Genomic DNA, 26712 nt, shown 5'->3' with positions numbered 1-26712 from the left:
TACGGATGGCCGCAGGGCAAGACGGAGCGTCCGATAAGGAGGCGTTTACGCATGATGTCGTCCCACATGGTGGACTCGCCGTATGCGAGCCCGGCCATCGTCGTTCTGGACGGACAGAGCCTCCCGGTCGCCGATGTCGTACGGCTGGCCGACGGCGCCGCACGTCCCGTACCCGGGACCGAGGCGATGAAGCGCGTCGAGCGGACCTGGCACGTCGCGCGCGAGCTGGCCGCCTCGGGCCGGGTCTACGGGCGCTCCACCGGCGTCGGCGCCAACCGCACCGAGGCCGTGCCCACCGAGGCCGCCGCCGACCACGGCCTGCGTCTGCTGCGCAGCCACGCCGGGGCCATCGGCGAACCCCTGCCGGCCCGCGAGGTCCGCGCCATGCTCGCCGTCCGCGCCAACCAGCTGCTCGCCGGCGGCGCGGGACTGCGGCCGACCGTCGTCACCGCCCTCTGCGAGGCGCTGGAGTCCGGCGCGTACCCCGTCGTCAACGAATTCGGCTCGGTCGGTACGGGCGACATCGCGGCCCTCGCGCAGATGGGCCTCGCCCTCGCCGGCGAACACCCCTGGCAGGGCGGCGGGGCTCCCGCGCCGCAGCTGCTCGACAACAACGACGCGCTCGCCCTGATCAGCAGCAACGCCCTGACCCTGGGACAGTCCGCGCTCGCCCTGTACGAGCTGCGCGGGCTCGTCGCCGCCACCGAACTGGTCGCCGCGCTCTCCCTGCTGGCCGTCGACGGCTCGTACGAGGCGTACGCGGAGCCCGTCCACGCCGCCCGCCCGCACCCCGGCTCGTACGCCGTCGCCGCCCGCATGCGGCGGATCCTCGGCGCCCCCGAACGGCCGGGACCACCGCTCGGCCGCATCCAGGACCCGTACGGCTTCCGCTGCGTCCCGCAGATCCACGGCCCGGCGCGCGACGCCGCCGACGCGCTGGAGAACGCCCTCGCCGTCGAGATCAACGCCGCCGCCGAGAACCCGCTGATCTGCCCGGGTACGGAGGCGGAACCGATCCCCGCCGCCTACCACCACGGCGGCTTCTACCTGGCCCAGATCGCGCTGGCGCTCGACCACTTCAGGCTCTCCCTCGTGCAGACCGCGCGGCTGTCCAGCTCCCGGCTCTCCGCCCTGAACGAGCCCGCCTTCACCCGGCTGCGGCCCTTCCTCGCCGACGCCGAGGCCGCGAGCTCCGGCGTGATGATCCTGGAGTACGCGGCCGGGGCCGCCCTCGGCGATCTGCGGGCCTTCTCCGCGCCCGCCTCGCTGGGCCACGCGGTACTGTCCCGTGGCGTGGAGGAGCAGGCCAGCTTCGCCTCGCTGGCCGCACGCCAGACGCTGCGCGCGGGGAGCGCGTACCGCCTGGTCGTGGGCTGTGAACTGGTCGCCGCCGTACGGGCCCTTCGCCAGCGCGGACTGCGGCCCGAGCCCGGTCTCCCGGTCGGCCGCGCCTTCGAACTGGCCGAGACCGTACTCGACGAGGCGGTCACCGACCGGCCATTGACCGATGATGTGACGGCGGCCGCCGCGCTGCTCGACCGGTTCACCGACCTGACGAGCGAGCTGACGGCCGGTCAGACCATCGGCCCGACGAACGACTTGACGAGGGGGATCGCATGAGCGACAGCCCTGCCGCCCGACTGCAACAGCTCTTCGAGGGCCACCGGCTGACCCCCACCCAGCGGCGCATCGCGCACAGCATGGTGCGCAGGCCGGCGGACGCGCCGTTCCTGTCGAGCGTCGAGCTGGCGGAGCTGGCCGGGGTCAGCCAGCCGTCCGTGACCCGCTTCGCGGTCGCGCTCGGCTTCGACGGCTATCCGGCGCTGCGCAGGCATCTGCGGGAGGTCGCGCCGGCCGAGCCCGACGAGGGCGCGTCCGCGTACAACGAGTACCAGCAGGCCGTCCAGGGCGAGATCGAGAACCTGCGGCATCTGGCCGAGCTGCTCGCCGACCCCGGACCGGTCGAGCGGGCGGGACGGCTGCTCGCCGCGTCCCGTCCGCTGCCGGTGCTCGGCCTGCGCGCCGCCTCCTCGCAGGCGCGCGGCTTCGCCTACTTCGCGGCCAAGGTCCATCCGGACGTACGGCTGCTGGACGAGGGCGGCACGATGCTCCCCGACCGGATCGACGCGGCGCGCACCGCGGGCGCGAGCGCGCTGCTCTGCTTCGCGCTGCCGCGCCATCCGAAGGAGGTCGTGGACAACCTCGCGTACGCGCGCGCGGCCGGGCTGACGGTGGTGACGGTCGCCGACTCCGCCTTCGCGCCGGTCGCCAAACACAGCGACCTGCTGATCCCGGCGGCCGTCGGCACCGGCCTCGCCTTCGACACGGCCTGCGCGCCGATGCTGCTGGGCCGGGTGCTGCTGGAGGCGATGTGCGACGACCTTCCGGACGCCCAGGCGAGGCTGGAGGAGTTCGACGCGCGGGCCGCGGCGCGCGGGCTTTTTGTCGAGTAGCCGCCGGGTTCCGCCGTTCTCAGGAAATGCTCAGAGAACGTCATTAATCTGCCCGCCACACAGGTGGAATGCCGCACACAGGCATGAGGAGGCAGATCGTGGGGCGTGGTGGGCAGTCTCTGGCGCGGGTGGCCGTGATCGTGCGGGCCGGCGCGGTTCCGCTGTGGTGGCTCGGGGTGCTAGCCGCCGGTATCGGGGTCGTCCTCCCCGGCCTGACCGGGCGCAGGATCGGTGTCTACGTAGGCGCGGCGCTCTTCGTCGGGTGCGCCGCGGCCGTCGCGCTCGTACGCCGGCGTGGATATACGGAGTGGGCGGAACGCGCCTCACGAGCCGGGAAGTTCGACTACCTCCAGGACCGCGCCGTGACGCTGCGGAACTGGCGGCGGGCGCACCGCTGGTGGCTGCTGCTCGCCTTCCTCGTCGCCGTGGGAAGTTCCCTCGCGCTGCCTGCCGCCGGTGGCCTCGCCCTGGCGGGCGCGGGCGCCGGGCTGTGGCTCAAGGCGGCCTGGCTGGGGCGGCGTGAGCGCCGGGACGAGGCGCTGCTGTGGGTACGTACGGACTGGGCCGGGTCCGGGCAGCCCGTCGGCAAGAAGGTGAAGGGCTACCGGACCACGGGCACCGGGGCCGGTGACGCCGTGCCCGGCGGGGCACGGCGCCGCTGAGGCGATCCTGCCTGGGGCCTGTCCGCCGGACAGGGCCCAAGGGGGCGCTCAGACCTCCAGTTCGGCTTCTATCTTCCCGAGCTGATGGCGGGCCATCGCCAGATTGGCGCGGGACTTGTCCAGCGCCAGGTAGAGGAACAGGCCGTTGTTGCCCCGCCCCTTGAGCAGCCGGATCAGGTGGTACTGGCTGCCCAGCGTGATCAGGATGTCCTCGATCTCGTCCTGGAGACCGAGCAGCTCCATGGCGCGGACCTTGGCCCGGACCACATCGGTGTTGCCGGCCGCCGCGACCGTCAGATCGAGATCCTTGCCGCCGCCGACGGTGCCGAGGGCCATGCCGCTGGAGTAGTCCACGAGGGCGGCCCCCAGGGCGCCTTCGATGACGGTCGTGGCTTCCTTGAGGGCGGCTTCGGTCTTGGCCATGGATGTCGCACTTCCTTTCCGTCTGACGGGGTCCGGGGAGTTCCGGACGCCCGGGTCGTTCGGGGTGTCATGGGTGTTCGCGGGTGTTCGCGGGTGTCGGGGGAGCCGGGGATCAGGTGTTCTCCAGCCGGTCGAGGGCGCCGTCGACCAGCTCGCCGATACGGGCGCTGGACCGGCGGGCCTCCAGGTGGAGCCGGCCCACATTGATCCGGGGCTCCGCCAGGAGGGTCAGAACGGCCGAGGAGCCCGCGGCGTACGTCGCGACATAGCCCAGCTCGCCCCGGATCAGCAGCTCCTTGAAACCGCCCTGGCCGGTGGTGTCCGTCAGCCGCAGCGCGACGCCCAGCGCGGCGGCGGTCAGCGCGGCCACCCCCTCCGCCTCCACGCCGGCCGTGTCCTGCGCCAGCACCAGACCGTCGGTGCTGGCCGCCAGCGCCCCGGTGAGCTGGGGGAGCCGGGCCCGCAGGCGTCTGAGTTCGCCGAGCACATCGGCTTCCGCCGTCATCAGCTGTCTCCTCTCGGCGCGCTGCCGCAGAGCGCGCCTCATGACGGCGCGGCGAGGGCCCGGTGGACGGAGCGAGAAGTCACAGACTTGCCTCCAGAGCGTCGCGGAGCCGGCGTAACAGGGCGATGTCCGGGTCGGCCGAGACGGTCGCGACCCAGGAGGGAACCGCGGCGGGGGTGACCGCCGCCGGTTCGTCGGGTGTCTCGACCAGTCCGGCCGCGGCCAGCCGCCGGATGTCGAGCAGCGTGTGGAACGCGGGCCGCCCGAGTGTCCAGGCGATGGCCACCGGGGTCCGCACGCCGTCGGCCAGCGCCAGCAGGGCGCGCTGGCGGCGGGTCACCGCCTGTCCCGGCGCGGGCCTGCGGGCCACCACGGGCGCGGTGTCGACGGCCGCGTACGGCCAGACCTGGTCGAGGAGTTCGCGTCGGCGCGCGGTCTCGCGCTCGACGGCGGCCGCGGCGACGGGCCGTACGGGGCCGATCCAGTGCGCGACTCCGGAGCGGAAGCGGGTGGGTCCGCTGCCCGGGGCGAGAGCGAAGAAGGCGGCGTCGAACAGCGCGCCCAGATGGCAGATCTCCAGCTCGCCGTCGCCGAGCCGGCCGCTGTCGACCAGGAACCGGCCGACCTCGCGGCGGGTGCCCGCCCGGTCGACCGCCTCCTCCCAGCCCGCGCGCGGCAGCCGGCCGCTCGCCGTCAGCAGGACGTCGATTCCGGGGGCGGCGGGGCTCTCCGCGTGCACGACGCGGCCGTCGGCGAGATAGAGCGTGCCGTGGTCGCGCAGCAGGGCGCCGGTGGCGCGTTCGCCGGCCAGCCGGACGAGCATCGGGGAGACGGCGGACGGCAGGGGGGTCTTCGTGGTGGCCCTGGTCGTCATGCCAGCACCAGCCGTTCGGCGAGCTGCCGCAGCCGCAGCCGGGCCAGGGCGAGATTGCCGGTGTCGCGGTCGAGCCACAGATGGAGGAAGACGCTGCTGTCGAACGTCGTCTCGACGAAGCAGAGGACGTGATAGCCGACGCGGGTGGTGACGATGAGGTCCTCGACGGGCGGTCTCTTGTCGGCCGCATCCCGGCCGGGCGCTCCATGGCCGGGAGCTGCGTGATCCGGCGCTGCGTGGCCGGGCGCTGCGTGATCCGGCGGGCCCTGGCCGGCGGCTTCCTCGCCGGGCGCGTCCGGGGCGGGTGTGTCCGGGGCGAACGCCGTGTACTCCGCCGCGGCCCTGGCCAGTTCGGCCGTCTCGGCCGCGGTGGCCTCATGGTCACCGTTGGGCGACTCGCCCGCCGTGCCGAGCGCGAGCCCGCTCGTCCAGTCGACTATGGCCGCTCCGCGCGCTCCTGGCAGGCTCATGGCCTCCTGTAAGCATGCGTCGATTCCGGGCACGCGGACTCCCCTCACAGCCGGGCGTGCGGACGCACTGTCGTGCGGCAGTGACCGTGAGATTACGCAACGTTCGTTCGATGGGGAGGAGTTCTGGCATTTTCCATCGGAACATGCCGGGCGCCGACAGGGCCGCTACTCCTCGCCGCGCACCTTGAGCACCGCCTTGTTGACCGCCCACAGCCCGATGCCGATCGCCACCAGCACCCCGGCCCGGACATAGACCTCGGCGGCGCGGTCCGCGAACGGGCTGGCCAGGACCAGTGCCGTGATCGCACCGAGTACCGGCAGGACCGTCGGCGCCCGGAAGTGGTCATGGCCGACCGGGTCGCGGCGCAGTACGAGCACGGCGATATTGACCACCGCGAACACACAGAGCAGCAGGAACGAGGTCGTGTCCCCGAGCCCTTCGATCTCGCCGGTCGACACCAGCCCGACGGCGAGCAGCGAGACGAAGACGATGCCGACGACCGGCGTACGGCGCTTGGGCAGCACCCGGCCCATGGCCCGGGGCAGGATGCGTTCGTTGGCCATGCCGTAACAGAGCCGCGAGGCCATCATGATGTTGATCAGCGCGGAGTTGGTGACCGCGAACAGCGCGATCAGAGCGAAGAGCTTCGGCGGGAAGTCGAGTCCGCCGGCCTTCACGACCTCCAGCAGCGGCCCGCTGGACCCCTCCAGGGTGCGGTAGTCCACGAGCAGCGACGACACCAGCGCGACCAGTACGTAGATCGTGCCGGTGACCGCCACCCCGATGAAGATCGCGCGCGGGAAGGTCCTGCCCGGATCCTGGGTCTCCTCGGCCATATTGACCGAGTCCTCGAAGCCGACGAACGCGAAGAAGCTGAGCGCCGTGGCCCCCAGCACACCGGTGATCAGGGCGAATCCGGTACCGCTCGCCTCGAACTCGGTGAGCCGGGAGGCATCTCCGTCGCCCGAGAGCACGGCGTACCCGCCGATCGCGAGGATGATCGCCAGCCCGGTCAGCTCCACGATGGTCAGGACGACATTGGTCTTCACGGACTCCGAGACGCCCCGCAGATTGAGTGCGGCGAGCGCGAGGACGAAGAGGATCGCGACCAGGGTGGGCGGTACGGCGTGGGTGAACTCGGCCAGATAGTCACCGCTGAACGCGCGGGCGGCGGCGCTCGCGGACGACAGGCCCGAGCACATCACCATGAAGGCGATGATGAAGGTGAGGAAGGGGACCTTGAAGGCCTTCTGGGTGTAGAGCGCGGCTCCGGCGGCCTTGGGGTACTTGCCGACGAGCTCGACGTACGAGGCCGCCGTCAGGATCGCGACGACGAAACCGATCACGAACGGCAGCCAGAGCGCGCCGCCCACCTTGCCCGCGACCTTGCCGGTGGTGGCGTAGATGCCGGTGCCCAGGATGTCGCCGATGACGAAGAGGATCAGCAGCTTGGGCCCGATGGCCCGTTTGAGCCCCGGTTCTTCGGCGTTCTTTCCTGCGCTGCCCTTGCCGTGGGCGCTGCCGGTACTGGCAGCGCCCACGGCGCCGGACGGATCGGATACGGCCATGGGAAACCTCCCCCGGATCAGGTGGGGAGGCTTCTGCCCGGTGCGGGGCGACTGATGCCTGCGGGAAAGGAGTGGGCGTCCGCCGTGGCCGCGCACAGGGCCTCGGCCGTCCCGCCTCAGTCGTCCAGCAGCGCGTCCACGTACGCCCCGCCCGACTCCGTGACGATCTCCTCGACCGTCTGCGGTGCCCGTAGCAGCGCGAAACGCACCCCGTCGGGCGCCGCAGTGAAGCCGTGGACGCCGGGCCTGACCAGGCTGTTGTAGGCGTAGTGGTTGGTGAAGTAGTACGCGCCGGTGTCGAGGGCGGCGACGAGATCGTCCTGCTTCAGCAGCGGCAGCGACCGGTTCTCGGCGAGCAGGTCGCCCGCGAAGCAGGCCGGCCCCGCGACGTCCTGGGCGACGGCGGGGCCGGTCTTGGGATGCCCCTCGGGGTCGTACGCGGCGACGCGCAGCGGCCAGGAGACCGGGTCGTAGACGGTACGGGTGGCGATCTGCGCGCCCGCGTGGGTCACCGCGATGGGGCGGCCGCCCGAGGTTTTGGCGTACTCGACGCGGGCGAGGACCGTGCCGTGCTTGGCGACCAGCGAACGGCCGAACTCGGTCACCAGTCCGTAGCGGCCGTCCAGCAGGCCGGGGACGGTGTCCTTCAGCAGCCGGGCGTACGTGGCGTAGGTCGGGGTCTCCTCGTCGGAGGCGAAGTTGACCGGGAGGCCGCCGCCGATGTCGAGGGTGTCGATCTGCGCCCGCCCGGCCGCCGCGTTGATCTCCTCGGCCAGCTCGTACACCGTTCGTACGCCTTGGGCCATGAGCTCCAGCGGGACGCCCTGCGAGCCGGAGTGGGTGTGCAGCCGGGTCAGCCAGGGGCGGTCCAGGTACGCCTGGACGACCCAGGCGCGGGCGCCTTCGTCGCGCAGCGCGACGCCGAACTTGGAGGTGGCGGTCGCGGTGGACAGGGCGCCGATCGAGCCGGCGCCGATCTGCGGATTGACCCGCAGCCCGAACGGGGAGGAGGCCGGCCCCGAGCGGACCAGGGCATCGATGCGCTCCAGCTCCTGCGGGTTGTCGGCGTTGACGGCGATGCCGAGGGCGACGGCCTCGCGCAGCTCGGCGGGGGTCTTGGCGGGGGAGTCGAGGACGGTGCGGCCGGCCCCGATGCCCGCGGCGCGGGCGAGGGCCAGCTCGCCCGGGCTCGCGACCTCGGCGCCTATGCCGTGCTCGGAGAGCAGCCGCAGGAGGGGCACGAGGGGCGCGGCCTTCACGGCGAAGGCGTGCAGGACGGGGGTGCCGGGCGCGGTGACCTCTTCGAAGGCGCTGTGGAGCGCGGCGGCCGAGGACCGGATTCCGGCCACGTCGAACAGGGCGACGACCGGCTCCGTAGCGGTGATCAATCCCTGCTCCACGGCGGCCCTGACGGCCCGGTCGCGGCGGGCCGCCGCGCCGGTGTCCGCGGCTGTGTGCCCGTCGGCGCCGTGTCGCGTGCCGTGATCCGGGCTCTGACTGTTGTGCTGAACCGAAGCCATGGGCGTCAGCCAATCATCCGCAGGTCGGGCACGCAGCTGTTGACTACAAGTATTCATCCAGTCAGGATGTGAATAGATAGGCCAACAGATCCACCGTGACAGATCCACCTTGGAGGAGGCATCGCCATGTCAGGACCCCGCCCCGTACGGGCACCGCGCGGTACGGAACTGAGCGCCCTGGGATGGCAGCAGGAAGCCGCCCTCCGCATGCTGCAGAACAACCTGGACCCCGAGGTCGCCGAGCACCCCGACAAGCTCGTCGTCTACGGCGGCACCGGCAAGGCCGCCCGCGACTGGCGTTCCTTCGACGCCATGGTGCGCACGCTGCGGACGCTCAAGCAGGACGAGACGATGCTCGTCCAGTCCGGCCGCCCGGTGGGCGTGATGCAGACCCACGAGTGGGCGCCGCGCGTGCTGCTCGCCAACTCCAACCTGGTCGGCGACTGGGCGAACTGGGAGGAGTTCCGGCGGCTCGAGTCCCTCGGGCTCACCATGTACGGGCAGATGACGGCCGGTTCGTGGATCTACATCGGCACGCAGGGCATCCTCCAGGGGACCTACGAGACGTTCGCCGCCGTCGCCGAGAAGAAGTTCAACGGAACGCTCGCCGGGACGATCACCCTCACCGCGGGTCTGGGCGGCATGGGCGGCGCCCAGCCGCTGGCCGTGACCATGAACGACGGCGTCGCGATCTGTATCGACTGCGACCCGCGCGCCATCGAGCGCCGGATCGAGCACCGCTACCTCGATGTGCGGGCCGACAGCCTGGAGCACGCGCTCCAGCTGGCGACCGAGGCCAGGGACGCCCGCCGTCCGCTCTCCATCGGCCTCCTCGGCAACGCGGCGGAGCTGCTGCCGCGCATGCTCGCCGAGGGCGCCCCCATCGACATCGTCACGGACCAGACCTCCGCGCACGACCCGCTGGCGTATCTGCCGCTCGGCGTCGACTTCGACGACATGGCCGCGTATGCCGCCGAGAAGCCCGCCGACTTCACCCTGCGCGCCCGTGAGTCGATGGCCACGCACGTCGAGGCGATGGTCGGCTTCATGGACGCGGGCGCCGAGGTCTTCGACTACGGCAACTCCATCCGCGGCGAAGCCCAGCTGGCCGGCTACGAGCGCGCCTTCGCCTTCCCCGGCTTCGTGCCCGCCTACATCAGGCCGCTCTTCTGCGAGGGCAAGGGACCGTTCCGCTGGGCGGCGCTGTCCGGTGAGGCCTCGGACATCCACAAGACCGACAAGGCGATCCTCGACCTCTTCCCGGAGAACGAGTCCCTGCACCGCTGGATCAAGATGGCGGGCGAGCGCGTCCACTTCCAGGGCCTGCCGGCCCGGATCTGCTGGCTCGGCTACGGCGAGCGTGACAAGGCGGGCGAGCGCTTCAACGACATGGTCGCCTCCGGTGAGCTGGCCGCCCCGCTGGTCATCGGCCGCGACCACCTGGACTGCGGCTCGGTCGCCTCCCCGTACCGCGAGACCGAGGCCATGCTCGACGGCTCCGACGCCATCGCCGACTGGCCCCTCCTCAACGCCATGGTCAATGTCGCCTCGGGCGCCTCCTGGGTCTCTATCCACCACGGCGGCGGCGTCGGCATGGGCCGCTCCATCCACGCCGGGCAGGTCTCGGTCGCCGACGGCACGAAGCTCGCCGGCGAGAAGATCCGCCGCGTGCTCACGAACGACCCGGGCATGGGTGTCATCCGCCATGTCGACGCGGGCTACGACCTCGCGGAAACGGTCGCCGACGAGCGCGCCGTCCGCGTCCCCATGCGGGAGGACGCGTGACGCACGACGACGGGTCCGCGGGCGGTCCTTCCGCCAGGACCGCCTCCTTCCAGGAGATGTGGCGCGATCTCGCCCCCCTCGGGCGTGACTCCGGCAGCGGCGGCTACCGCCGGTACGCCTGGACCGCCGCGGACGCCGACTGCCGGGCCTGGTTCCGGGCGCAGGCCGAGAGCCGCGGGCTGGCCTACGAACTCGACCGCAACGGCAACCAGTGGGCCTGGCTCGGCGACCCGCTCGCCGGGGACGCCGTCGTCACCGGGTCACATCTGGACTCCGTGCCCGACGGCGGCGCCTTCGACGGGCCGCTCGGTGTCGTGTCCTCCTTCGCCGCTCTCGATGAACTCCGCCGCAGGGGAGCGCGGTTCAGCAGGCCCCTGGCCGTCACCAACTTCGGCGACGAGGAAGGCGCCCGCTTCGGGCTCGCCTGCGTCGGCTCCCGGCTCACCGCAGGACAGCTCACCGTCGAGAAGGCCCACGAGCTGCGCGACGGGGACGGCGTCCCGCTGCCCCGGGCGATGGAGGCCGCGGGATACGACCCGTCCACCATTGGGCCCGACCCCGAACGGCTCGCGCGGATCGGCGCGTTCATCGAACTGCACGTCGAGCAGGGCCGCGCCCTCGACCTGTCCGGCGACCCCGTCGGCATCGCGTCCGCGATCTGGCCGCACGGCCGCTGGCGGTTCGACTTCCGGGGCGAGGCCAACCACGCGGGCACCACGCGCCTCGCCGACCGCCGCGACCCGATGCTGACCTACGCCGAGACCGTCCTCGCCGCCCGCCGCGAGGCGGAACTCGCCGGCGCCCTCGCCACCTTCGGCAAGATCTCCGTCGAGCCCAACGGCGTCAACGCCATCCCCTCCCTCGTCCGTGGCTGGCTGGACTCCCGCGCCGCCGACCAGAGCGCCCTGGACACCGTCGTCGCCGGGATCGAGGCCGCCGCCCGCGAGAGCGCCGACCGCGCCGGTATCGAGCTGCGGGTCGTACGGGAATCCCTCACCCCCGTCGTCGAGTTCGAGCACGCCCTGCGGGACCAGCTCGGCAAGATCCTCGGCGACCGGCCCCCCGTCCTCGGCACCGGCGCGGGACACGACGCGGGGATCCTCTCCGGCTCCATCCCCACCGCCATGCTGTTCGTACGGAACCCGACCGGGGTCTCGCACTCCCCGGCCGAGGCGGCGGCCGAGGACGACTGCGTGGCCGGGATCCTGGCCCTCGCCGACGTACTGGAAGGACTCGCGTGCGCATGACGCGGCCGACAGCGGCCCCGCAGGGGGCCCCGGCGACCCAGGAGCCACAGCGGCACCCGGACGCCACGTACTGGCTGGAACACGCCTGGCTCGGCACGCACGTCGAGCCGGGTGTGGTCATCGAGACCGCGGACGGCCGGATCAGCGAGGTCAGGACCAGGACCGAGACCCCGCCGCCCGGCGCCACCGTGCTGCGCGGGCTGACCCTCCCCGGCCTGGCCAACGCCCACTCCCACGCCTTCCACCGCGCCCTGCGCTCCACCGTCCAGGTCGGCTCCGGCACCTTCTGGACCTGGCGCGAGGTCATGTACGGGGTCGCCGCCCGGCTCACCCCGGACTCGTACCACGCGCTCGCCCGCGCCGTGTACGCCGAGATGGCGCTGGCCGGCATCACCTCCGTCGGTGAGTTCCACTACCTCCATCACGCGCCGGGCGGCACGCCCTACGACGATCCCAACGCGATGGGCGAGGCCCTGATCGGGGCGGCCGGCGAGGCCGGGATCCGGATCACCCTCCTCGACACCGCCTATCTCTCCTCCGGCCTCACGAAGCGGCGCGGCGGGGCGCCGCCCGACCGCCACCAGCTCCGCTTCTCCGACGGCACCGCCGACGCCTGGGCCGAGCGCGTCTCGGCCCTCAAGGACAGCGGCCATGCCCGGATCGGCGCGGCGATCCATTCCGTACGCGCCGTACCCGCGGAACAGCTCGCCACGGTCGCCGAATGGGCCGCGGCCCGCAACGCCCCGCTCCATGTCCATCTCTCCGAACAGACCGCGGAGAACGACGCCTGCCTCGCTGTCCACGGCCGCACCCCCACCCGGCTCCTCGCCGACCACGGTGTCCTGGGCGCCCGCACCACCGGCGTCCACAACACCCACCTCACCGACGAGGACATCGCCCTGCTGGGCTCCTCCCGCACCGGCACCTGTATGTGCCCCACCACGGAACGCGATCTGGCCGACGGCATCGGCCCCGCGGCCCGGCTGCAGCGCGCGGGCTCGCCGCTGTCGCTCGGCAGCGACAGCCACGCCGTGATCGACCTCCTCGAAGAGGCCCGCGCCATGGAACTCGACGAACGGCTGCGCTCCCGCAGCCGCGGCCACTGGACGGCGGCCGCCCTGCTCCACGCCGCCTCCGCCGACGGCCACGCGGCGATCGGATGGCCCGAGGCCGGCCGGATCGAGCGCGGCGCGCTCGCCGACCTCATGACGATCGCGCTCGACTCGGTCAGAACAGCGGGCCCGCCGCCACGGCTCGGCGCGGAGACCGCCGTATTCGCCGCCTCAGCGGCAGATGTACGCCACACGGTCGTGGGCGGCCGCCATATCGTGCGGGACGGGGTCCACGCCCTGGTCCCCGACGTCCCCGCGGCCCTGGCCGAGTCCATCGCAGCCCTGCGCGGCTGACCCCGCCGACGCGGCCGGAGCCGCCGAAGGAGAACACCCCCGCGATGACGACCAGCAGCACGACCACGAACACCGCCACCACCACGGCCATCACCCACATCGCCAGTCTGGTCACCAACGACCCCTCCCTCGGTGACGGAACCCCCATCGGTCTGATCCAGGACGCGGCCGTCGTCATCGACGGCGACCGCGTCGTCTGGGTCGGTGAATCAAGCAAAGCACCCGCCACTGACAACGCGGTCGACGCCGGCGGCCGGGCCGCGATCCCCGGGTTCGTGGACTCCCACTCGCACCTCGTCTTCGCGGGCGACCGCACCCGGGAGTTCAACGCCCGGATGTCCGGCCGCGCCTACTCCGCCGGCGGGATCCGCACCACCGTCGCCGCGACCCGCGCCGCGACCGACGCCCAGCTGAGCGCCAATGTCGCGCGCTATCTGGCCGAGGCGCTCCGCCAGGGCACGACCACCCTGGAGACCAAGTCCGGCTACGGCCTGACCGTCGAGGACGAGGCCCGCGCCCTGCGCATCGCACGGGAACACACCGACGAAGTCACCTACCTCGGCGCCCACATCGTCCCGCCCGACTACGCCGACGACCCCGCCGCCTATGTCGCCCTCGTCACCGGCGACATGCTCGACGCCTGTGCCCCGTACGCCCGTTGGATCGACGTCTTCTGCGAGAAGGGCGCCTTCGACGGCGACCAGGCCCGCGCGATCCTCACCGCCGGCCGGGCGAAGGGCCTGCATCCGCGCGTGCACGCCAACCAGCTGTCGTACGGCCCCGGCGTCCAGCTCGCCGTCGAACTCGACGCCGCCTCCGCCGACCACTGCACCCATCTGACCGACGCGGACGTCGACGCCCTCGCCCACAGCGGCACGGTGGCCACGCTGCTGCCCGGCGCGGAGTTCTCCACCCGCGCCGAGTGGCCGGACGCCCGCCGTCTGCTCGACGCGGGCGCCACGGTCGCGCTCTCGACGGACTGCAACCCCGGCTCGTCCTTCACCTCGTCGATGCCGTTCTGTATCGCCCTCGCCGTACGGGACATGGGCATGACCCCGGACGAGGCGATCTGGTCGGCGACGGCCGGTGGCGCGGCGGCCCTGCGCCGCACGGACATCGGCCGCCTCACCCCCGGCGCCCGCGCCGACCTCACCCTCCTCGACGCCCCGAGCCATGTCCATCTGGCCTACCGCCCGGGAGTTCCCCTCGTCTCCTCGGTCTGGCAACGCGGCAAGCGCGTCCACTGAGAGGCTTCCGCGCGTCCACTGAAAAACTTCCCCACCCGGGCCCCGGCGCCCAGCCCCTCAGCCCGCGGCTCTCAGCCCTTCAGCGCGGCGACCTCGTCGATCCTCGGCCCCAGCCGCCGTACCGCCAGGCTCTTCAGATACGGCTTCAGCCGGCGCCGCATCGTCTCGAAGTGCTCGTCACCACGCGCCGACGAGACATGCTCGTAGACATCGAGGAACTGCCACCAGCTCCCGCAGGCGGCTTCCAGATGGCCGATTTCCAGCTGTCTCTGGGCCAGTACGCCCAGGAAGTGGACCCGGCCCTGGCGTTCGTTCTTCTGCTGCGCCCTCAGGGACTGCTGGAGCGCGGCGATCGACCCCGGCAGGTCCTTGAACTCGTACAGCACATGCGACACATGGAAGAGATACGCGGTCTGGTCGTAGCCGCCGATGGAGTCCCGCCGGTTGTCCGCCTTCGTCAGCGCGGCCTCGGTCTCCCGCAGCCGGGTGAACGCCTGGCGCTTGTCCCCGACCATCGCGGCGGCATGGGCCTGCTGCCCCGACAGGAAGGCTTGAAGGCGCGGCTCCGCCTTCGGAGACGCCTCGGCGGCCGAGTCGGCGAGCTCCAGCGCCCGCTTGCCGTAGCCGAGATTCGACGCCTGGAGGGACATGCCACGCAGCGTGCGGCAGTACGTGACGTGGTCCTCGGCGGCGCCGGCCAGCTCCAGGGCCCTGAGGTAGTAGCGCTGGCCGAGCCCGTGGGCGCGCTCGTACATCGCCATCCACCCGGTCAGATAGACCAGATCGGACGCGGCGGCCAGCATGTCGTTCCGTATGCCCTCGGCAGCCTCCGCTTTCAGCCAGGGCATGACCGTGTTCACCAGGAACGCGGCGGCCATCGGACGCGCGTGACCGCCGCCGAGTTCGTCCAGGATGTTCGCGATACGGTCCGTCATCGTGCGCACCGCCTGGACCTGCGCGGCTCCGATCCTGACCGTCCTCTTCCCCGGGGGGACGGCCGGCGCGGTGGCGGCCTGCGCCAGATCGGGGAACAGCGGCACCACCACGGCGGCCGAGAACAGACCCGCCGCGATCAGGCCACGCCGTGACGGGTCCATGTCGGCCCGCCCCATCTCGACCAGCTCTTCGAACGTGTCGCCCCCCGAAGAGGTGGCGGACGCGGCAGCGCCACGGACGGAGGACGCGACCGGGAGGCCGGCTTCCGCATGGGTCACCGGGCGCTTGAGCTTGCGTGCGAACGCCTCCAGGATCAGCGCTCTGACCTGCTCCTTCGGTGTAGTGCCCGCGACCCAGTGGGACACCGCGGACTGGTCGTAACGAAGCTCGAGACCGGCCTCGGCACCCATGCGATTGATGATCTGGGCGAACTGCGAACGGGACCACTTCGCCTGTTCGAGCAGGCCGGCCAGTCCGGAATTGGGTATGCGTGAGTTACTCGCCATGTCTTCAACTCCCCCATGCGTTCATGGCTTTCATCATCAGACCTGCTCCCCACGGTACTCGGGGAGAGCTATTACGCGGTTATCTCTTCGAGGATGCTGAATCGCACGAAGACGGGGGCCAGGGTGAACACAGTGACAGACCACAGAGCCGGTGGCACAGGCGAAAACGCGCACACCAAAGCCCTCGACCATGATGCCGTCGCTTTCGACGCCGACCGCGCACTGGCGCCGCACCGCATGATGCCGCCCCCGGAGGAGATCGCCGATCTCACCGCCCGGCTCGTCGCGCACGGCGCGCGCCTGGTCGCGAGCGTCGAACGGGTTCCCGAGGCCGAGCACACCGTACGGGCCAAGGGCGCGCTGAAGGACTGGTACGACCTGAGCTACTGCGGACCCGGGGACGGGGCCATGGCGCACTGGGTCCACATGCGCGCTCTGGCGCGTATGTGCCGCACCTTCATGGACTACTTGCACGAACGCGAAGGACGACACCGACCATGAACGACCCGACCTGTACGACGGTGCCCGAGCGACCTCAGTGCCCTACGCCCGCGGCCCCGCCCTCCCGGCTGTTCATCGCCCGCCACGGACTTCCGCCGGTGATCGTCCTGCCGACCCGACCGGAGAGTGACCGGTGACCCCGGAAGCGAAACAGCAGGCCTGGTTCGTCGTCGCGGTCTGCACGCTGGGCGTGACGCTCGCCCTGGTCGTCGGACTGCGCCTGTGACCCCGGCGCCCGAAGAGCCACCGGCACCCGAAGCGCGGTCGGTACACGACGCGCGGCCGGCACCCCAAGCGCGGCCGGCACGCTAGGCCCGGCCGGCGGCCGGCTGCCCCAGCCGTACCGGCAGTCTCTGGACGCTGTTGCCCACAAAGCTGCGCTGGCGGGGGAGTTCCGCCTCCGGCGCCGCGAGCGTCAGCTCCGGGAAGCGGGCGAACAGCTGCTTCAGCGCAATCGCCGTCTCCATCCTGGCCAGCGGCGCGCCCAGGCAGTAGTGCGCGCCGTGGCCCAGGGAGAGATGGCGGGTGGCGGAGCGCCGGGTGAGGTCGAAGCGGTCCGCGTCAGGACCGTGGGCCGCGGGATCGCGGCCCGCCGCCGAGAAGCCGGCCAGGACCGGGGTGCCCTGTGGGATCACCGTGCCGTCCACGGTCAGATCACGCGTCGGGTACCGGAACGGGAAGTAGCTGACCGGGCTGTCCCAGCGCAGGGTCTCCTCGACCGCGTCCGCCCAGTCGGCCCCGCCCGCCCGGAGCAGGTCCAGTTGGCCGCGGTGGGCGCACAGCGCGCGGACCGCGTTGGTGATCAGGTTCAGGGTGGTCTCATGGCCCGCGATGATCATCACGAGCATCGTGCCGATGAGCTCGGCCTCGCTGAGCCGGTCACCGTCCTCCTCGCGCGCGGCGATCAGCGCGCTGGTGAGGTCCTCGCCCGGATGTTCCTTGCAGGAGGCCGCGACCGCGCCCAGCACCGCCACCATCTCGCGGTTCGCGGCCATCGCCTCCTCGGGGCCGATGTCCGTGCTCACCACCAGCGTCGACAGCACATGCAGCCGGTCCCTGAACTCCTTCTTCACGCCCAGCAGTTCGCTGATGACACTCATCGGCAGCGGCAGCGCGAAATGCTCCCGCAGGTCGGCGACGCCGCCGTTCTCCGCCGCGGCTGTCGCCAGGCCGTCCAGCAGTTCGGCGGTGAGCCGTTCGACCCCCGGCCGCAGCGCCTCCACCCGGCGGACCGTGAACGCCTTGCTCACCAGTGAGCGCAGCCGCCGGTGGTCGTCGCCGTCCGCGGTGACCATGCCCTGGACGGTGGCGAAGGTCTTCAGCGGCCAGCCGTCCGGAATTCGCCCCTCCTGGAGCGCGGTGAAGTGCCGCGCGTTCTTGGCGACATCCGGATGGCCGATGAACTCCTTCAGCGCCTCGTGCCCGAGCACGACAGCGGCCGGTACGTCACCGGGGAGCAGGACCTCCGCCACGGCCCCCTTCGCGAGCAGCGCGGCGTTGGCGGCGTGCGGACAGCCGCCCGTCGGATCCATCCGGTGTGACGCGGTCAAGGGACTCTCCTTCCAGCGCGGCCGATGCCCGCGTTCGCCACGGGCCCTCCGATGAACTTTGTGATCCTATAAGCGACCGGGCGGCTTCGGACAGTAGTTGTTCAGCCCTTGACCGGCGGCTTCTGGCTCCGCCCCGTACCACCGCCGTCATCGCCACGCGCGAGCGTGACGGCAATGTGTCCGTACCGGACGGCTCGGTCAACAACGCGTAAGGGCCCGCCCCTTGGGGGCAGGCCCTTACGGCAACGGTCCGTCAGCGGCACCACCGGCCGCCGGGAGGTCACTCCTCCAGCGTCAGACCCTTCCTGAGCTTGGTGAGGGTGCGCGAGAGCAGCCGCGACACATGCATCTGCGAGATGCCGAGCTCCTCGCCGATCTCCGACTGCGTCATATTGGCGACGAAGCGCAGGGAGAGAATTTTACGGTCCCGCTGCGGAAGGCACGCGATCAGCGGCTTCAGCGACTCGACGTACTCGATGCCTTCGAGTCCGTGGTCCTCGTAGCCGATCCGGTCCGAGAGCGCGCCCTCGTTGTCGTCGTCCTCGGGCTGCGCGTCCAGCGAGCTGGCGGTGTACGCGTTGCTCGCGGCCATGCCCTCGACGACCTCGTCGTTGGTGAGGCCGAGACGGTGGGCGAGTTCGCCGACGGTGGGGGCGCGGTCGAGCTGCTGGGACAGTTCGTCGCCCGCTTTGGCGAGGTCGAGGCGGAGCTCCTGGAGCCTGCGCGGGACGCGCACCGACCACGACGTGTCGCGGAAGAAGCGCTTGATCTCGCCGACGATGGTCGGCATCGCGAAGGTGGGGAACTCGACGCCGCGGCTCAGCTCGAAGCGGTCGATGGCCTTGATCAGGCCGATCGTGCCGACCTGGACGATGTCCTCCATCGGTTCGCTGCGGGTGCGGAACCGGGAGGCCGCGAACTTCACCAGGGCGAGGTTCAGCTCGACCAGGGTGTTGCGGACGTATGCGTGCTCGTGCGTGCCCTCTTCGAGGGATTCCAGTCGCGCGAAGAGCGTCTTCGACAAGGCCCGGGCATCCAGCGCGCCCACCTCGTCGAAGGGCGGGATCTCGGGCAGGTCCTCCAGGCCCTCCATGCCGGTCGTCGGCGTGACGTCGGCCTCGGAAGGTGTGGGCGGGATTGTCGACGGCGCGTACGGGGCACGCGTTTCGTCGAGCCGGGGTGACATGGGTCTCCTCCATCGTTCTCGGCATATGGCTGCCGAAGCCAATACGCGTCGCTACGGTGTGCGGCGCCTCCAAAGCCGTCCGAGTCGGTTGTGTCGTTACTAGCCCTACCCGGTCGGCAGGGACAGTTGCAAGTGTTAATTGTTCGGTATGTCCATATTGTTGGGGAGTTCGGCTACCGGTCGGCGTGTGAAAGGCGTAATGTTCGACCGGCGTCATCGACCTGTGATGACGCCGAGACACGCCATTCGGGACACACCATCTGACAACGGCGTACGACACGGCGAAGAGGGACGGGCATGGACCGCCAGACGGTCGGCAGCGCGAACCGGGGCCGGCTTCAGGTCGAGGTTCGGACCGAGGGCCGGAGCGAGGTCGTGACAGTGGCCGGTGAGTTGGATCACCACACGGCCGAGCTGTTGCGCGTACCTCTGGACGACGCGCTCGAACAGGGCAGGGCGCGGCTGGTGGTCGACTGCTCCGAGCTCGAGTTCTGTGATTCCACCGGGCTCAATGTGCTGCTCGGCGCCCGCCTCAAGGCGGACGCCGCCGGGGGAGGGGTCCACTTGGCCGGCATGCTGCCCGTCGTGGCGAGAGTCTTCGAGATCACCGGGGCGGACGCCGTTTTCACCGTTCATGACTCACTCCACGACGCCCTCGCCGACTGAGCCCGCGGCCCCGGTTTCCGGCCCGTGCGCTCCGTTCGCTACGCGCGTCCGCACTTCCGTACCGGGAGGTGGGTGTTGTCACGATTCGTAGGGGCAGAAGACCCCCGGCAGGGCGCACAGCACCCCGCACTCTCTGTATTGATGAAATCGCAAATCGGTGAATCGGGAATCGGTGAGGTGAAGCGCTGATGAGCACCACCCGGCAGCCTCAGCCGGGCGACATCGGCCCCGAGCCGGACGATGCGGTACCACCTTCCGCGACGTCCGACGGGTGGGTACGGACGCTCGCGCTGTCCGGCGCGAGCGGTGTCGTCCCGCTGGCGCGCGACTTCACCCGCCAGGCGCTCCACGACTGGGGATGGCTCCCCGCCGAGACCGCGGACCGGCGGGCGGCGGCGGAGGATGTGCTGCTGGTCGTCTCCGAGCTGGTCACCAACGCCTGTCTGCACGCCGAGGGCCCCGAAGGGCTGCGCGTCTCGTGCAGCTCCAAAGTGCTGCGGCTGGAGGTCACGGACCGTGGTTCCGGACAGCCGGCGCCCCGTACCCCGCACCGCGCGGGCCGGCCCGGCGGCCACGGCATGTTCATCGTGCAGCGGCTCTGTCTCGACTGGGGCGTCGTCAGGACGCCGGGCGCGGCGGGCAAGACGGTCTGGGCGGAGCTGGCGGCGCCCGCGTAGGGCGTTCCCCCCGTCCCCCAGCCGACCGCCCGGCATGGCAGCAGATAGAGGGGGTCCGTACCGGCGCGGCGCCGGCGCGGAAAAGGGACCTTCGGCGCTCAGCAGAGCAAAGATCCCCGATTAGTACTACAGGCGTCTCGACACCCTATGACATGACGCAGTGGGATATGGAAGAGCATGAGAGGCGAATCGCAGGTAGGTCTGAAAGTGAATGCCTGCATTCGAAGGTAATTCAGCGAATTGCACCCCAGATGCCATGGCCTCGCCGAGACCTGCCCGAGGGCTGCCCCGTGCGGTCTACCATCACCCCATGACCCGTGTACTGCTCGCCGAGGACGACGCTTCCATCTCGGAGCCGCTGGCTCGCGCCCTGCGGCGGGAGGGTTACGAGGTCGAGGTCCGCCAAGACGGTCCGACCGCGCTGGACGCCGGACTTCAGGGCGGGGTCGACCTGGTCGTACTCGACCTGGGCCTGCCGGGAATGGACGGCCTCGAAGTCGCCCGCCGGCTGCGCGCCGAGGGCCACGCCGTACCGATCCTGGTGCTGACCGCCCGCGCCGACGAGGTGGACACCGTGGTCGGCCTGGACGCCGGCGCCGACGACTACGTGACCAAGCCGTTCCGGCTCGCCGAACTGCTGGCGCGGGTACGGGCGCTGCTGCGGCGCGGCGCCTCCGACCCCTCCCCGGCCCCCGCCACCCATGGCGTGCGGATCGACGTCGAGTCGCACCGCGCCTGGATGGGCGACGAGGAACTCCAGCTCACGGCCAAGGAGTTCGACCTGCTGCGGGTCCTCGTCCGTGACGCGGGCCGCGTCGTCACCCGCGACCAGCTGATGCGCGAGGTCTGGGACACCACCTGGTGGTCGTCCACCAAGACCCTCGACATGCATATCTCCTGGCTGCGCAAGAAGCTCGGCGACGACGCCGCCAACCCGCGCTACATCGCCACGGTCCGGGGCGTCGGCTTCCGCTTCGAGAAGAGCTGACGCCCTCGCGGCCACCAGGAGTGCCTACGTCGCGTCATCCCGCCCGGAGGGCACCTTGCGCCGTCGCCTGATCAACTCCACGCTCGCCGTGGTGCTCGTCGTCATCGCCGTGTTCGGGGTGTCGCTCGTCATCGTCGAGACCCGCACCATCAGCAGCAGCGCGCAGGAGAGCGTCGACTCCGAGGCGCTGCGCCTGGTGGGCATCGTCGACAGCCGCCTCCTCGGCGGCGAGAACATCACCTCCGAGGTCCTGGCCAAGCAGGTCGACGTCGAACGGTACGCCCGGATCGACATCCCGGGCCGGTCCCCGATCGAGATCGGTGAGCGCCCCAGCGGCAGCGTCATCCGGGCCGTCAAAAGCGGCGAGGAGGGCGAGAACGTCACCGTCGAGGAGGCCCGCTCCTCGGTCACCCGTGAGGTCGGCCGCACCCTGCTGATCATCGGCATGGTGGCGCTGCTCGCCGTCATCGCCGCCGTACTGCTGGCGGTGCGTCAGGCCAACAAGCTGGCCTCACCGCTCACCGATCTCGCGGAGGCCGCGGAACGCCTCGGCTCCGGTGACCCGCGCCCCCGCCACAAGCGGTACGCGGTGCCCGAGCTGGACCGGGTCGCGGATGTCCTCGACGCCAGCGCCGAGCGGATCGCGCGGATGCTCACCGCCGAGCGGCGGCTCGCCGCGGACGCCTCGCATCAGCTCCGTACCCCGCTCACCGCGCTGTCCATGCGGCTGGAGGAGATCTCCGCCACCGACGATCTGGACACCGTGAGGGAAGAGGCGACGTTCGCGCTGACGCAGGTGGAGCGGCTGACCGACGTGGTGGAGCGGCTGCTCACCAACGCCCGCGACCCGCGCACGGGCTCCGCCGTCGCCTTCGACCTCGACGAGGTCGTCCAGCAGCAGATCGAGGAGTGGCGCCCCGCCTACCGCAGCGCGGGACGGGCCATCGTCTGCTCGGGACGGCACGGCATGCGGGCGGTGGCCACCCCGGGCGCGGTCGCCCAGGTACTCGCCGCCCTGATCGAGAACTCGCTGATGCACGGCGGCGGTACGGTCGCCCTGCGCACCCGGGTCACGGGCAATCAGGCCGTCATCGAGGTGACCGACGAGGGCCCCGGCGTACCGGCGGACCTCGGGGCGCGGATCTTCGAGCGGACCATCAGCGGCCGCAACTCCACCGGGATCGGCCTTGCCGTGGCCCGCGATCTGGCGGAGGCGGACGGCGGCCGGCTGGAGCTGCTCCAGCAGCAGCCGGCGGTCTTCGCCCTCTTCCTCAGCCGGGAGGCCCGTACCCGCACGGCGCCGGCGAAGGAACCGGAGCGGCCGGTCCGCTGACCTGCGGAAGGACGGCGTACGCGTCAGCGGATGAGGTCGTCCTTGGACCGCCGCCGCTCCAGGAACGCCGCGTCGGACGGCTCCGCGCCGCCGATGGGCAGCGCCCGGAACACCCAGGTGCGGTAGGACCAGAAGCGGAAGAGCGTCGCGATCCCGATGCCGAGGAACTTGAACACATTGCTCTGCAGCCGGGTGTCCCAGCCGAAGCCGTAGGTCGCGGCGTAGAGCACACCGTTCTCGATCACCAGGCCGACCACGCTGAACAGCAGGAAGAGCGTCAGCTCCTTGGTGCGGCGGCTCTTGTCGCGGTCCCGGTAGGTGAAGTAGCGGAAGCCCACGTAGTTGAAGGCGATGGCGACGACGGTGGCCAGGATGCTGGCCCGCACCACGGGGATCTCGGTGGTGTGCCGTACGACATTGAAGACCAGGAGATTGACCAGCAGCCCCGCGCCGCCCACCGCGCCGAACTTGGCCGCCTCGCGCACGAGCCGGTCCAGCCGCACGCGGAGTGCGCCCCGTTCGCTCATCTGCCCGCTCAGCCCCGTCCGCTCGGTTGTCAGTACCCGGGCCATGCTAACGACCGGCTCATGAGGCCGGCCGGGCGACTGCGCGTAACGGTCCGCGACACCGGGCGACGGCGGTACGGGGCAGGGCGCGGCGGACCGGGCCCCGCCGGGCGGCGGATACCCTGGGAGCGTGACGTTCCCGGTAGTCGGCATGGTCGGCGGCGGTCAGCTCGCCCGTATGACCCACGAGGCGGGCATCCCCCTCGGCCTCAGATTCAAGCTCCTCAGTGACACCCCGCAGGACTCGGCGGCCCAGGTGGTGAACGATGTCGTCATCGGCGACTATCGCGATCTGGACACGCTGCGTGACTTCGCGCGCGGCTGCGATGTGATCACGTTCGATCACGAACATGTGCCGATCGAGCATCTGCGCGCCCTGGAGGCCGACGGCATCCCCGTCAGGCCGGGCCCGGACGCGCTCGTGCACGCCCAGGACAAGGGGGTGATGCGCGCCAGGCTCACCGAGCTGGGCGCCCCCTGCCCGCGTCACCGGATCGTGGCAGACCCGGCCGACGCCGTGGCCTTCGCGGCCGAGGTGGGCGGGTTCCCGGTCATCCTCAAGACGGTGCGCGGCGGCTACGACGGCAAGGGCGTCTGGTTCGTACGGTCCGAGGAGGACGCCGAGCAGCCGTTCCGGGCCGGTGTCCCCGTCCTCGCCGAGGAGAAGGTCGACTTCGTACGGGAGCTGGCGGCCAACATCGTCCGCTCCCCGCACGGCCAGGCCGTCGCCTATCCCGTCGTCGAGTCGCAGCAGGTCGACGGCGTCTGCGACACGGTCATCGCGCCCGCGCCCGGCCTCTCGCCGGAGGTGGCGGGCGAGGCCCAGCAGCTCGCGCTCCGTATCGCCGCCGAGCTGGGCGTCGTCGGCCATCTCGCGGTGGAGCTCTTCGAGACCCGCGACGGCCGGATACTTGTGAACGAACTGGCGATGCGTCCGCACAACTCCGGGCACTGGACCCAGGACGGCGCGATCACCTCGCAGTTCGCCAACCATGTGCGCGCCGTGCTCGATCTGCCGCTCGGCGATCCGCGCCCGCGCGCGACCTGGACGGTCATGTGCAACGTCCTCGGCGGTGACTATCCCGATATGTATGCGGCCTATCTGCACTGCATGGCCCGGGATCCCCAGCTGAAGATCCATATGTATGGCAAGGACGTGAAGCCCGGCCGCAAGGTGGGTCATGTCAACACCTACGGCGACGACCTGGACGACGTGCTGGAGCGCGCCCGCCACGCCGCCGGCTACCTCCGAGGAACGATCACCGAATGACTTCCCCCGTAGTTGGCGTCGTGATGGGCTCGGACTCCGACTGGCCCGTCATGGAGGCCGCCGCGCAGGCCCTCCACGAGTTCGAGATCCCGTACGAGGTCGACGTCGTCTCCGCGCACCGGATGCCGCGCGAGATGATCGCGTACGGCGAGGAGGCGGCCGGGCGCGGGCTCAAGGCGATCATCGCGGGCGCGGGCGGGGCGGCCCACCTGCCGGGCATGCTCGCCTCGGTGACACCGCTGCCGGTGATCGGCGTTCCCGTACCCCTGAAGTACCTCGACGGCATGGACTCGCTGCTGTCCATCGTCCAGATGCCGGCCGGTGTGCCGGTCGCCACCGTCTCGGTCGGCGGCGCCCGGAACGCGGGCCTGCTGGCGGCCCGTATCCTCGCGGCCCACGACCCGGACCTCCAGACCCGGATCCGCGAATTCCAGCAGGAGCTGAACGACCAGGCCACGGCGAAGGGCAAGCGGCTGCGCGCGAAGGTCGAAGGCTCGGAGCACTTCGGGTTCGGGAAGTGACGGCCGTGGGCTCGACGGCCGCGGGCGCCACGGACTTCCTCGACGAGGCGCGGGAGCTGCTGGCCACCTTCCCCGTGGTCGACGGTCACAACGACCTGCCGTGGGCGCTGCGTGAGCAGGTCCGCTACGACCTGGACCGGCTCGACATCGCCGACGACCAGTCGGCGCATCTGCACACGGACCTCCCCCGGCTACGGCGGGGCGGGGTCGGCGGACAGTTCTGGTCGGTGTTCGTACGGTCCGACATGGCCGGCGACGACGCGGTGAGCGCGACGCTGGAACAGATCGACGTGGTCGGCCGGCTGCTTGCCCGCTACCCGCAGGACCTGGCCCGCGCGAGCACGGCGGACGACATGGAGACCGCGCGCCGCCAGGGCAGGATCGCCTCGCTGATGGGGGCCGAGGGCGGCCACTCCATCAACAACTCCCTCGCCACGCTGCGGGCCCTCCATACTCTGGGCGTCCGCTATATGACGCTGACCCATAACGACAACATCGCGTGGGCGGACTCGGCGACGGACGCCCCGGGCGTCGGGGGCCTCTCGGCCTTCGGCCACGAGGTGGTCCGCGAGATGAACCGGACCGGCATGCTGGTCGACCTCTCGCATGTGGCCGTCACGACGATGCACGACGCGCTCGCCGTGACCGAGGCGCCGGTGATCTTCTCGCACTCGTCGGCGCGGGCGATCTGTGACCACCCGCGCAACATCCCGGACGATGTGCTGGCGCTGCTGCGCGACAACGGCGGGGTCGCGATGGCCACGTTCGTACCGAAGTTCATCCTCCCGGCGGCGGTGGCCTGGACGGCGAGGGCGGACGAGAACATGCGGGCGCACGGCCTGCACGCCCTCGACACCACGCCCGAGGCGATGAAGATCCACCAGGCCTTCGAGGCATCGAACCCGCGCCCGATGGCGACAGCGGCGACGGTGGCCGACCATCTGGACCACATGCGCGAGATCGCCGGGGTCGACCACATCGGCATCGGCGGCGACTTCGACGGCACGGCCTTCACGCCGACGGGGCTGGAGGATGTCGCGGGCTATCCGAACCTGATCGCGGAACTCCTGTCCCGGAAGTGGTCCACGTCGGACCTGTCGAAGCTGACGTGGCAGAACGCGGTGCGTGTGCTGCGTGCGGCGGAGGAGGTGGCGCGGGGGCTACGGGACGAGCGGGGTCCTTCGCAGGCACGGATCACGGACCTGGACGGGGTGCGCGTGTAGTCGCGGTCTGGCGTGGTGGCGGGGTGCGGGGCAGTTCGTCGTGGTGCGGGTGCCGGGGGTTCCGGAGGCGCGTGTCCGGACTGCATGATTTACGGCGCCGTGCTGGTCGGATCCCGGGTGCGGCTCGGTGTGCGCCACAAATCACGCTTTACGTCCGGTCACGCACCTCCTGCACCCCCGACCCCCTCCCGCCGGTGGGCCCGCGCCCGAACAACCGGCCCCCGCCCAAGACAACCCGCACCCGTACCCCCCGCCGGACGGCGAATCAGCAGGCGCAGAGGCAGAACGGGTGGCCCGCCGGGTCCGCGTAGACGCGCCACGTGCGGGACGCGTCCGCCGTGTCCAGGGTCGTCGCGCCCAGTGCGAGCACCTGCTTCTCCGCCGTGTCCAGGTCCTCGACCTTCAGGTCCAGATGGAACTGCTGCGAGCCTTCCGGCGCGGGCCAGGACGGCGGTACGAAGCCGGGCGCGACCTGGAAGGCGAGCGTGGTGCCGGGCGCGCCGGTCAGCTCGACCCAGCCGTCGCCGTCGTCCTCGACCTCACCGCCCAGCACCTGAGCGTAGAAACCCGCGAGCGCGACCGGGTCGGGACAGTCCAGGACGACGGTGCCCAGAGTGGCGATGGCCAT

At 71.4% G+C, this 26712-nt stretch carries 26 protein-coding genes; 15 read left to right on the top strand and 11 right to left on the bottom strand.

What is annotated here, in order from left to right; genetic code table 11:
• The first annotated feature begins 54 nt into the window (after positions 1–54).
• The 3 genes from ACFVWW_RS16425 to ACFVWW_RS16415 all read left to right on the top strand — a co-directional run bounded on the left by ACFVWW_RS16425 (position 55) and on the right by ACFVWW_RS16415 (position 3115).
• A complete protein-coding gene (locus ACFVWW_RS16425; RefSeq protein ID WP_386879441.1) occupies positions 55–1620 on the top strand; it encodes an aromatic amino acid ammonia-lyase in 1566 nt (521 codons plus the stop codon).
• Positions 1617–2453 (top strand): MurR/RpiR family transcriptional regulator, encoded by an 837-nt coding sequence (locus ACFVWW_RS16420; RefSeq protein ID WP_384187388.1) that lies wholly within the window; start codon positions 1617–1619, stop codon positions 2451–2453. The genes ACFVWW_RS16425 and ACFVWW_RS16420 overlap by 4 nt, the downstream gene beginning before the upstream one ends.
• Positions 2454–2551: 98 nt before the next feature.
• Positions 2552–3115 carry a hypothetical protein gene (locus ACFVWW_RS16415; RefSeq protein WP_384187391.1) on the top strand — a complete coding sequence of 188 codons (564 nt, stop codon included), beginning with the start codon at positions 2552–2554 and terminating at the stop codon, positions 3113–3115.
• 48 nt (positions 3116–3163) lie between these two features.
• On the opposite strand, the gene ACFVWW_RS16410 is transcribed toward ACFVWW_RS16415, so the two are convergent.
• The 6 genes from ACFVWW_RS16410 to ACFVWW_RS16385 all read right to left on the bottom strand — a co-directional run bounded on the left by ACFVWW_RS16410 (position 3164) and on the right by ACFVWW_RS16385 (position 8476).
• Complete coding sequence (locus ACFVWW_RS16410) at positions 3164–3538, bottom strand: hypothetical protein (RefSeq protein ID WP_384187392.1); 375 nt, start codon at positions 3536–3538, stop codon at positions 3164–3166.
• Positions 3539–3650: 112 nt separating this feature from the next.
• Positions 3651–4085, bottom strand: coding sequence for a roadblock/LC7 domain-containing protein (locus tag ACFVWW_RS16405; protein WP_384187394.1), 435 nt, complete (start codon positions 4083–4085; stop codon positions 3651–3653).
• A gap of 37 nt (positions 4086–4122) precedes the next feature.
• A complete protein-coding gene (locus ACFVWW_RS16400; protein WP_386879437.1) occupies positions 4123–4917 on the bottom strand; it encodes a transcriptional regulator in 795 nt (264 codons plus the stop codon).
• Complete coding sequence (locus ACFVWW_RS16395; RefSeq protein WP_386879436.1) at positions 4914–5420, bottom strand: hypothetical protein; 507 nt, start codon at positions 5418–5420, stop codon at positions 4914–4916. The genes ACFVWW_RS16400 and ACFVWW_RS16395 overlap by 4 nt, the downstream gene beginning before the upstream one ends.
• Positions 5421–5552: 132 nt before the next feature.
• A complete protein-coding gene (locus ACFVWW_RS16390; RefSeq protein WP_389679721.1) occupies positions 5553–6956 on the bottom strand; it encodes an APC family permease in 1404 nt (467 codons plus the stop codon).
• Positions 6957–7072: 116 nt separating this feature from the next.
• Positions 7073–8476, bottom strand: coding sequence for a diaminopimelate decarboxylase (locus ACFVWW_RS16385; protein ID WP_386879434.1), 1404 nt, complete (start codon positions 8474–8476; stop codon positions 7073–7075).
• Positions 8477–8602: 126 nt separating this feature from the next.
• Between ACFVWW_RS16385 and hutU the strand changes: the two genes are divergently transcribed.
• The 4 genes from hutU to hutI are packed head-to-tail and all read left to right on the top strand — an operon-like array spanning position 8603 to position 14161.
• The gene (gene hutU / locus ACFVWW_RS16380) at positions 8603–10261 is read left to right on the top strand and encodes a urocanate hydratase (RefSeq protein WP_386879433.1); all 1659 of its coding nucleotides are present in this window, start codon (positions 8603–8605) and stop codon (positions 10259–10261) included.
• Between the two features lie 56 nt (positions 10262–10317).
• Positions 10318–11508 (top strand): allantoate amidohydrolase, encoded by a 1191-nt coding sequence (locus ACFVWW_RS16375; RefSeq protein ID WP_386879440.1) that lies wholly within the window; start codon positions 10318–10320, stop codon positions 11506–11508.
• Positions 11505–12914, top strand: coding sequence for a formimidoylglutamate deiminase (locus tag ACFVWW_RS16370; RefSeq protein WP_386879432.1), 1410 nt, complete (start codon positions 11505–11507; stop codon positions 12912–12914). Before ACFVWW_RS16375 ends, ACFVWW_RS16370 begins: the two co-directional genes overlap by 4 nt.
• Positions 12915–12958: 44 nt before the next feature.
• Positions 12959–14161, top strand: coding sequence for an imidazolonepropionase (gene hutI, locus ACFVWW_RS16365; RefSeq protein ID WP_386879431.1), 1203 nt, complete (start codon positions 12959–12961; stop codon positions 14159–14161).
• A 71-nt stretch (positions 14162–14232) separates the two neighbouring features.
• Here hutI and ACFVWW_RS16360 read toward each other — a convergent pair whose 3' ends face one another.
• Complete coding sequence (locus tag ACFVWW_RS16360; protein ID WP_386879430.1) at positions 14233–15603, bottom strand: hypothetical protein; 1371 nt, start codon at positions 15601–15603, stop codon at positions 14233–14235.
• 132 nt (positions 15604–15735) lie between these two features.
• Between ACFVWW_RS16360 and ACFVWW_RS16355 the strand changes: the two genes are divergently transcribed.
• Positions 15736–16104 (top strand): DUF6415 family natural product biosynthesis protein, encoded by a 369-nt coding sequence (locus ACFVWW_RS16355; RefSeq protein WP_384187413.1) that lies wholly within the window; start codon positions 15736–15738, stop codon positions 16102–16104.
• Positions 16105–16412: 308 nt separating this feature from the next.
• Here ACFVWW_RS16355 and ACFVWW_RS16350 read toward each other — a convergent pair whose 3' ends face one another.
• Both ACFVWW_RS16350 and ACFVWW_RS16345 read right to left on the bottom strand, forming a co-directional pair.
• Positions 16413–17636 (bottom strand): cytochrome P450, encoded by a 1224-nt coding sequence (locus ACFVWW_RS16350; RefSeq protein ID WP_386879439.1) that lies wholly within the window; start codon positions 17634–17636, stop codon positions 16413–16415.
• Between the two features lie 298 nt (positions 17637–17934).
• On the bottom strand, positions 17935–18840 hold the full coding sequence (locus ACFVWW_RS16345) for an RNA polymerase sigma factor SigF (RefSeq protein ID WP_386879429.1): 906 nt from the start codon (positions 18838–18840) through the stop codon (positions 17935–17937).
• A 297-nt stretch (positions 18841–19137) separates the two neighbouring features.
• On the opposite strand from ACFVWW_RS16345, the gene ACFVWW_RS16340 reads away from it, so the two are divergent.
• The 4 genes from ACFVWW_RS16340 to ACFVWW_RS16325 all read left to right on the top strand — a co-directional run bounded on the left by ACFVWW_RS16340 (position 19138) and on the right by ACFVWW_RS16325 (position 22504).
• The gene (locus ACFVWW_RS16340) at positions 19138–19506 is read left to right on the top strand and encodes an STAS domain-containing protein (protein ID WP_384187419.1); all 369 of its coding nucleotides are present in this window, start codon (positions 19138–19140) and stop codon (positions 19504–19506) included.
• A gap of 188 nt (positions 19507–19694) precedes the next feature.
• Positions 19695–20183 carry an ATP-binding protein gene (locus ACFVWW_RS16335; protein WP_386879428.1) on the top strand — a complete coding sequence of 163 codons (489 nt, stop codon included), beginning with the start codon at positions 19695–19697 and terminating at the stop codon, positions 20181–20183.
• A 310-nt stretch (positions 20184–20493) separates the two neighbouring features.
• Positions 20494–21171, top strand: a complete 678-nt coding sequence (locus ACFVWW_RS16330) for a response regulator transcription factor (RefSeq protein ID WP_384187424.1) — start codon at positions 20494–20496, stop codon at positions 21169–21171.
• A gap of 55 nt (positions 21172–21226) precedes the next feature.
• The gene (locus tag ACFVWW_RS16325) at positions 21227–22504 is read left to right on the top strand and encodes an ATP-binding protein (protein WP_386879427.1); all 1278 of its coding nucleotides are present in this window, start codon (positions 21227–21229) and stop codon (positions 22502–22504) included.
• Between the two features lie 23 nt (positions 22505–22527).
• On the opposite strand, the gene ACFVWW_RS16320 is transcribed toward ACFVWW_RS16325, so the two are convergent.
• On the bottom strand, positions 22528–23031 hold the full coding sequence (locus ACFVWW_RS16320; RefSeq protein WP_384187485.1) for a GtrA family protein: 504 nt from the start codon (positions 23029–23031) through the stop codon (positions 22528–22530).
• A gap of 169 nt (positions 23032–23200) precedes the next feature.
• Between ACFVWW_RS16320 and ACFVWW_RS16315 the strand changes: the two genes are divergently transcribed.
• Genes ACFVWW_RS16315 through ACFVWW_RS16305 form a run of 3 tightly spaced genes read left to right on the top strand, consistent with a single transcriptional unit; the run spans position 23201 to position 26084 of the window.
• On the top strand, positions 23201–24340 hold the full coding sequence (locus ACFVWW_RS16315; protein WP_384336544.1) for a 5-(carboxyamino)imidazole ribonucleotide synthase: 1140 nt from the start codon (positions 23201–23203) through the stop codon (positions 24338–24340).
• Positions 24337–24861, top strand: a complete 525-nt coding sequence (gene purE, locus ACFVWW_RS16310) for a 5-(carboxyamino)imidazole ribonucleotide mutase (protein ID WP_384187433.1) — start codon at positions 24337–24339, stop codon at positions 24859–24861. The genes ACFVWW_RS16315 and purE overlap by 4 nt, the downstream gene beginning before the upstream one ends.
• Before the next feature lie 5 nt (positions 24862–24866).
• On the top strand, positions 24867–26084 hold the full coding sequence (locus ACFVWW_RS16305; RefSeq protein WP_386879426.1) for a dipeptidase: 1218 nt from the start codon (positions 24867–24869) through the stop codon (positions 26082–26084).
• Positions 26085–26349: 265 nt separating this feature from the next.
• Here the strand turns inward: ACFVWW_RS16305 and ACFVWW_RS16300 are convergent, their stop codons facing one another.
• A complete protein-coding gene (locus ACFVWW_RS16300; protein WP_383914343.1) occupies positions 26350–26712 on the bottom strand; it encodes a VOC family protein in 363 nt (120 codons plus the stop codon).

This window comes from Streptomyces sp. NPDC058198, assembly GCF_042882605.1.
In the GTDB taxonomy this organism is placed as follows: Bacteria; Actinomycetota; Actinomycetes; order Streptomycetales; family Streptomycetaceae; genus Streptomyces.
The sequence above is the reverse complement of the archived record's forward strand: the minus strand, read 5'-3'. Positions and strand labels throughout refer to the sequence as shown.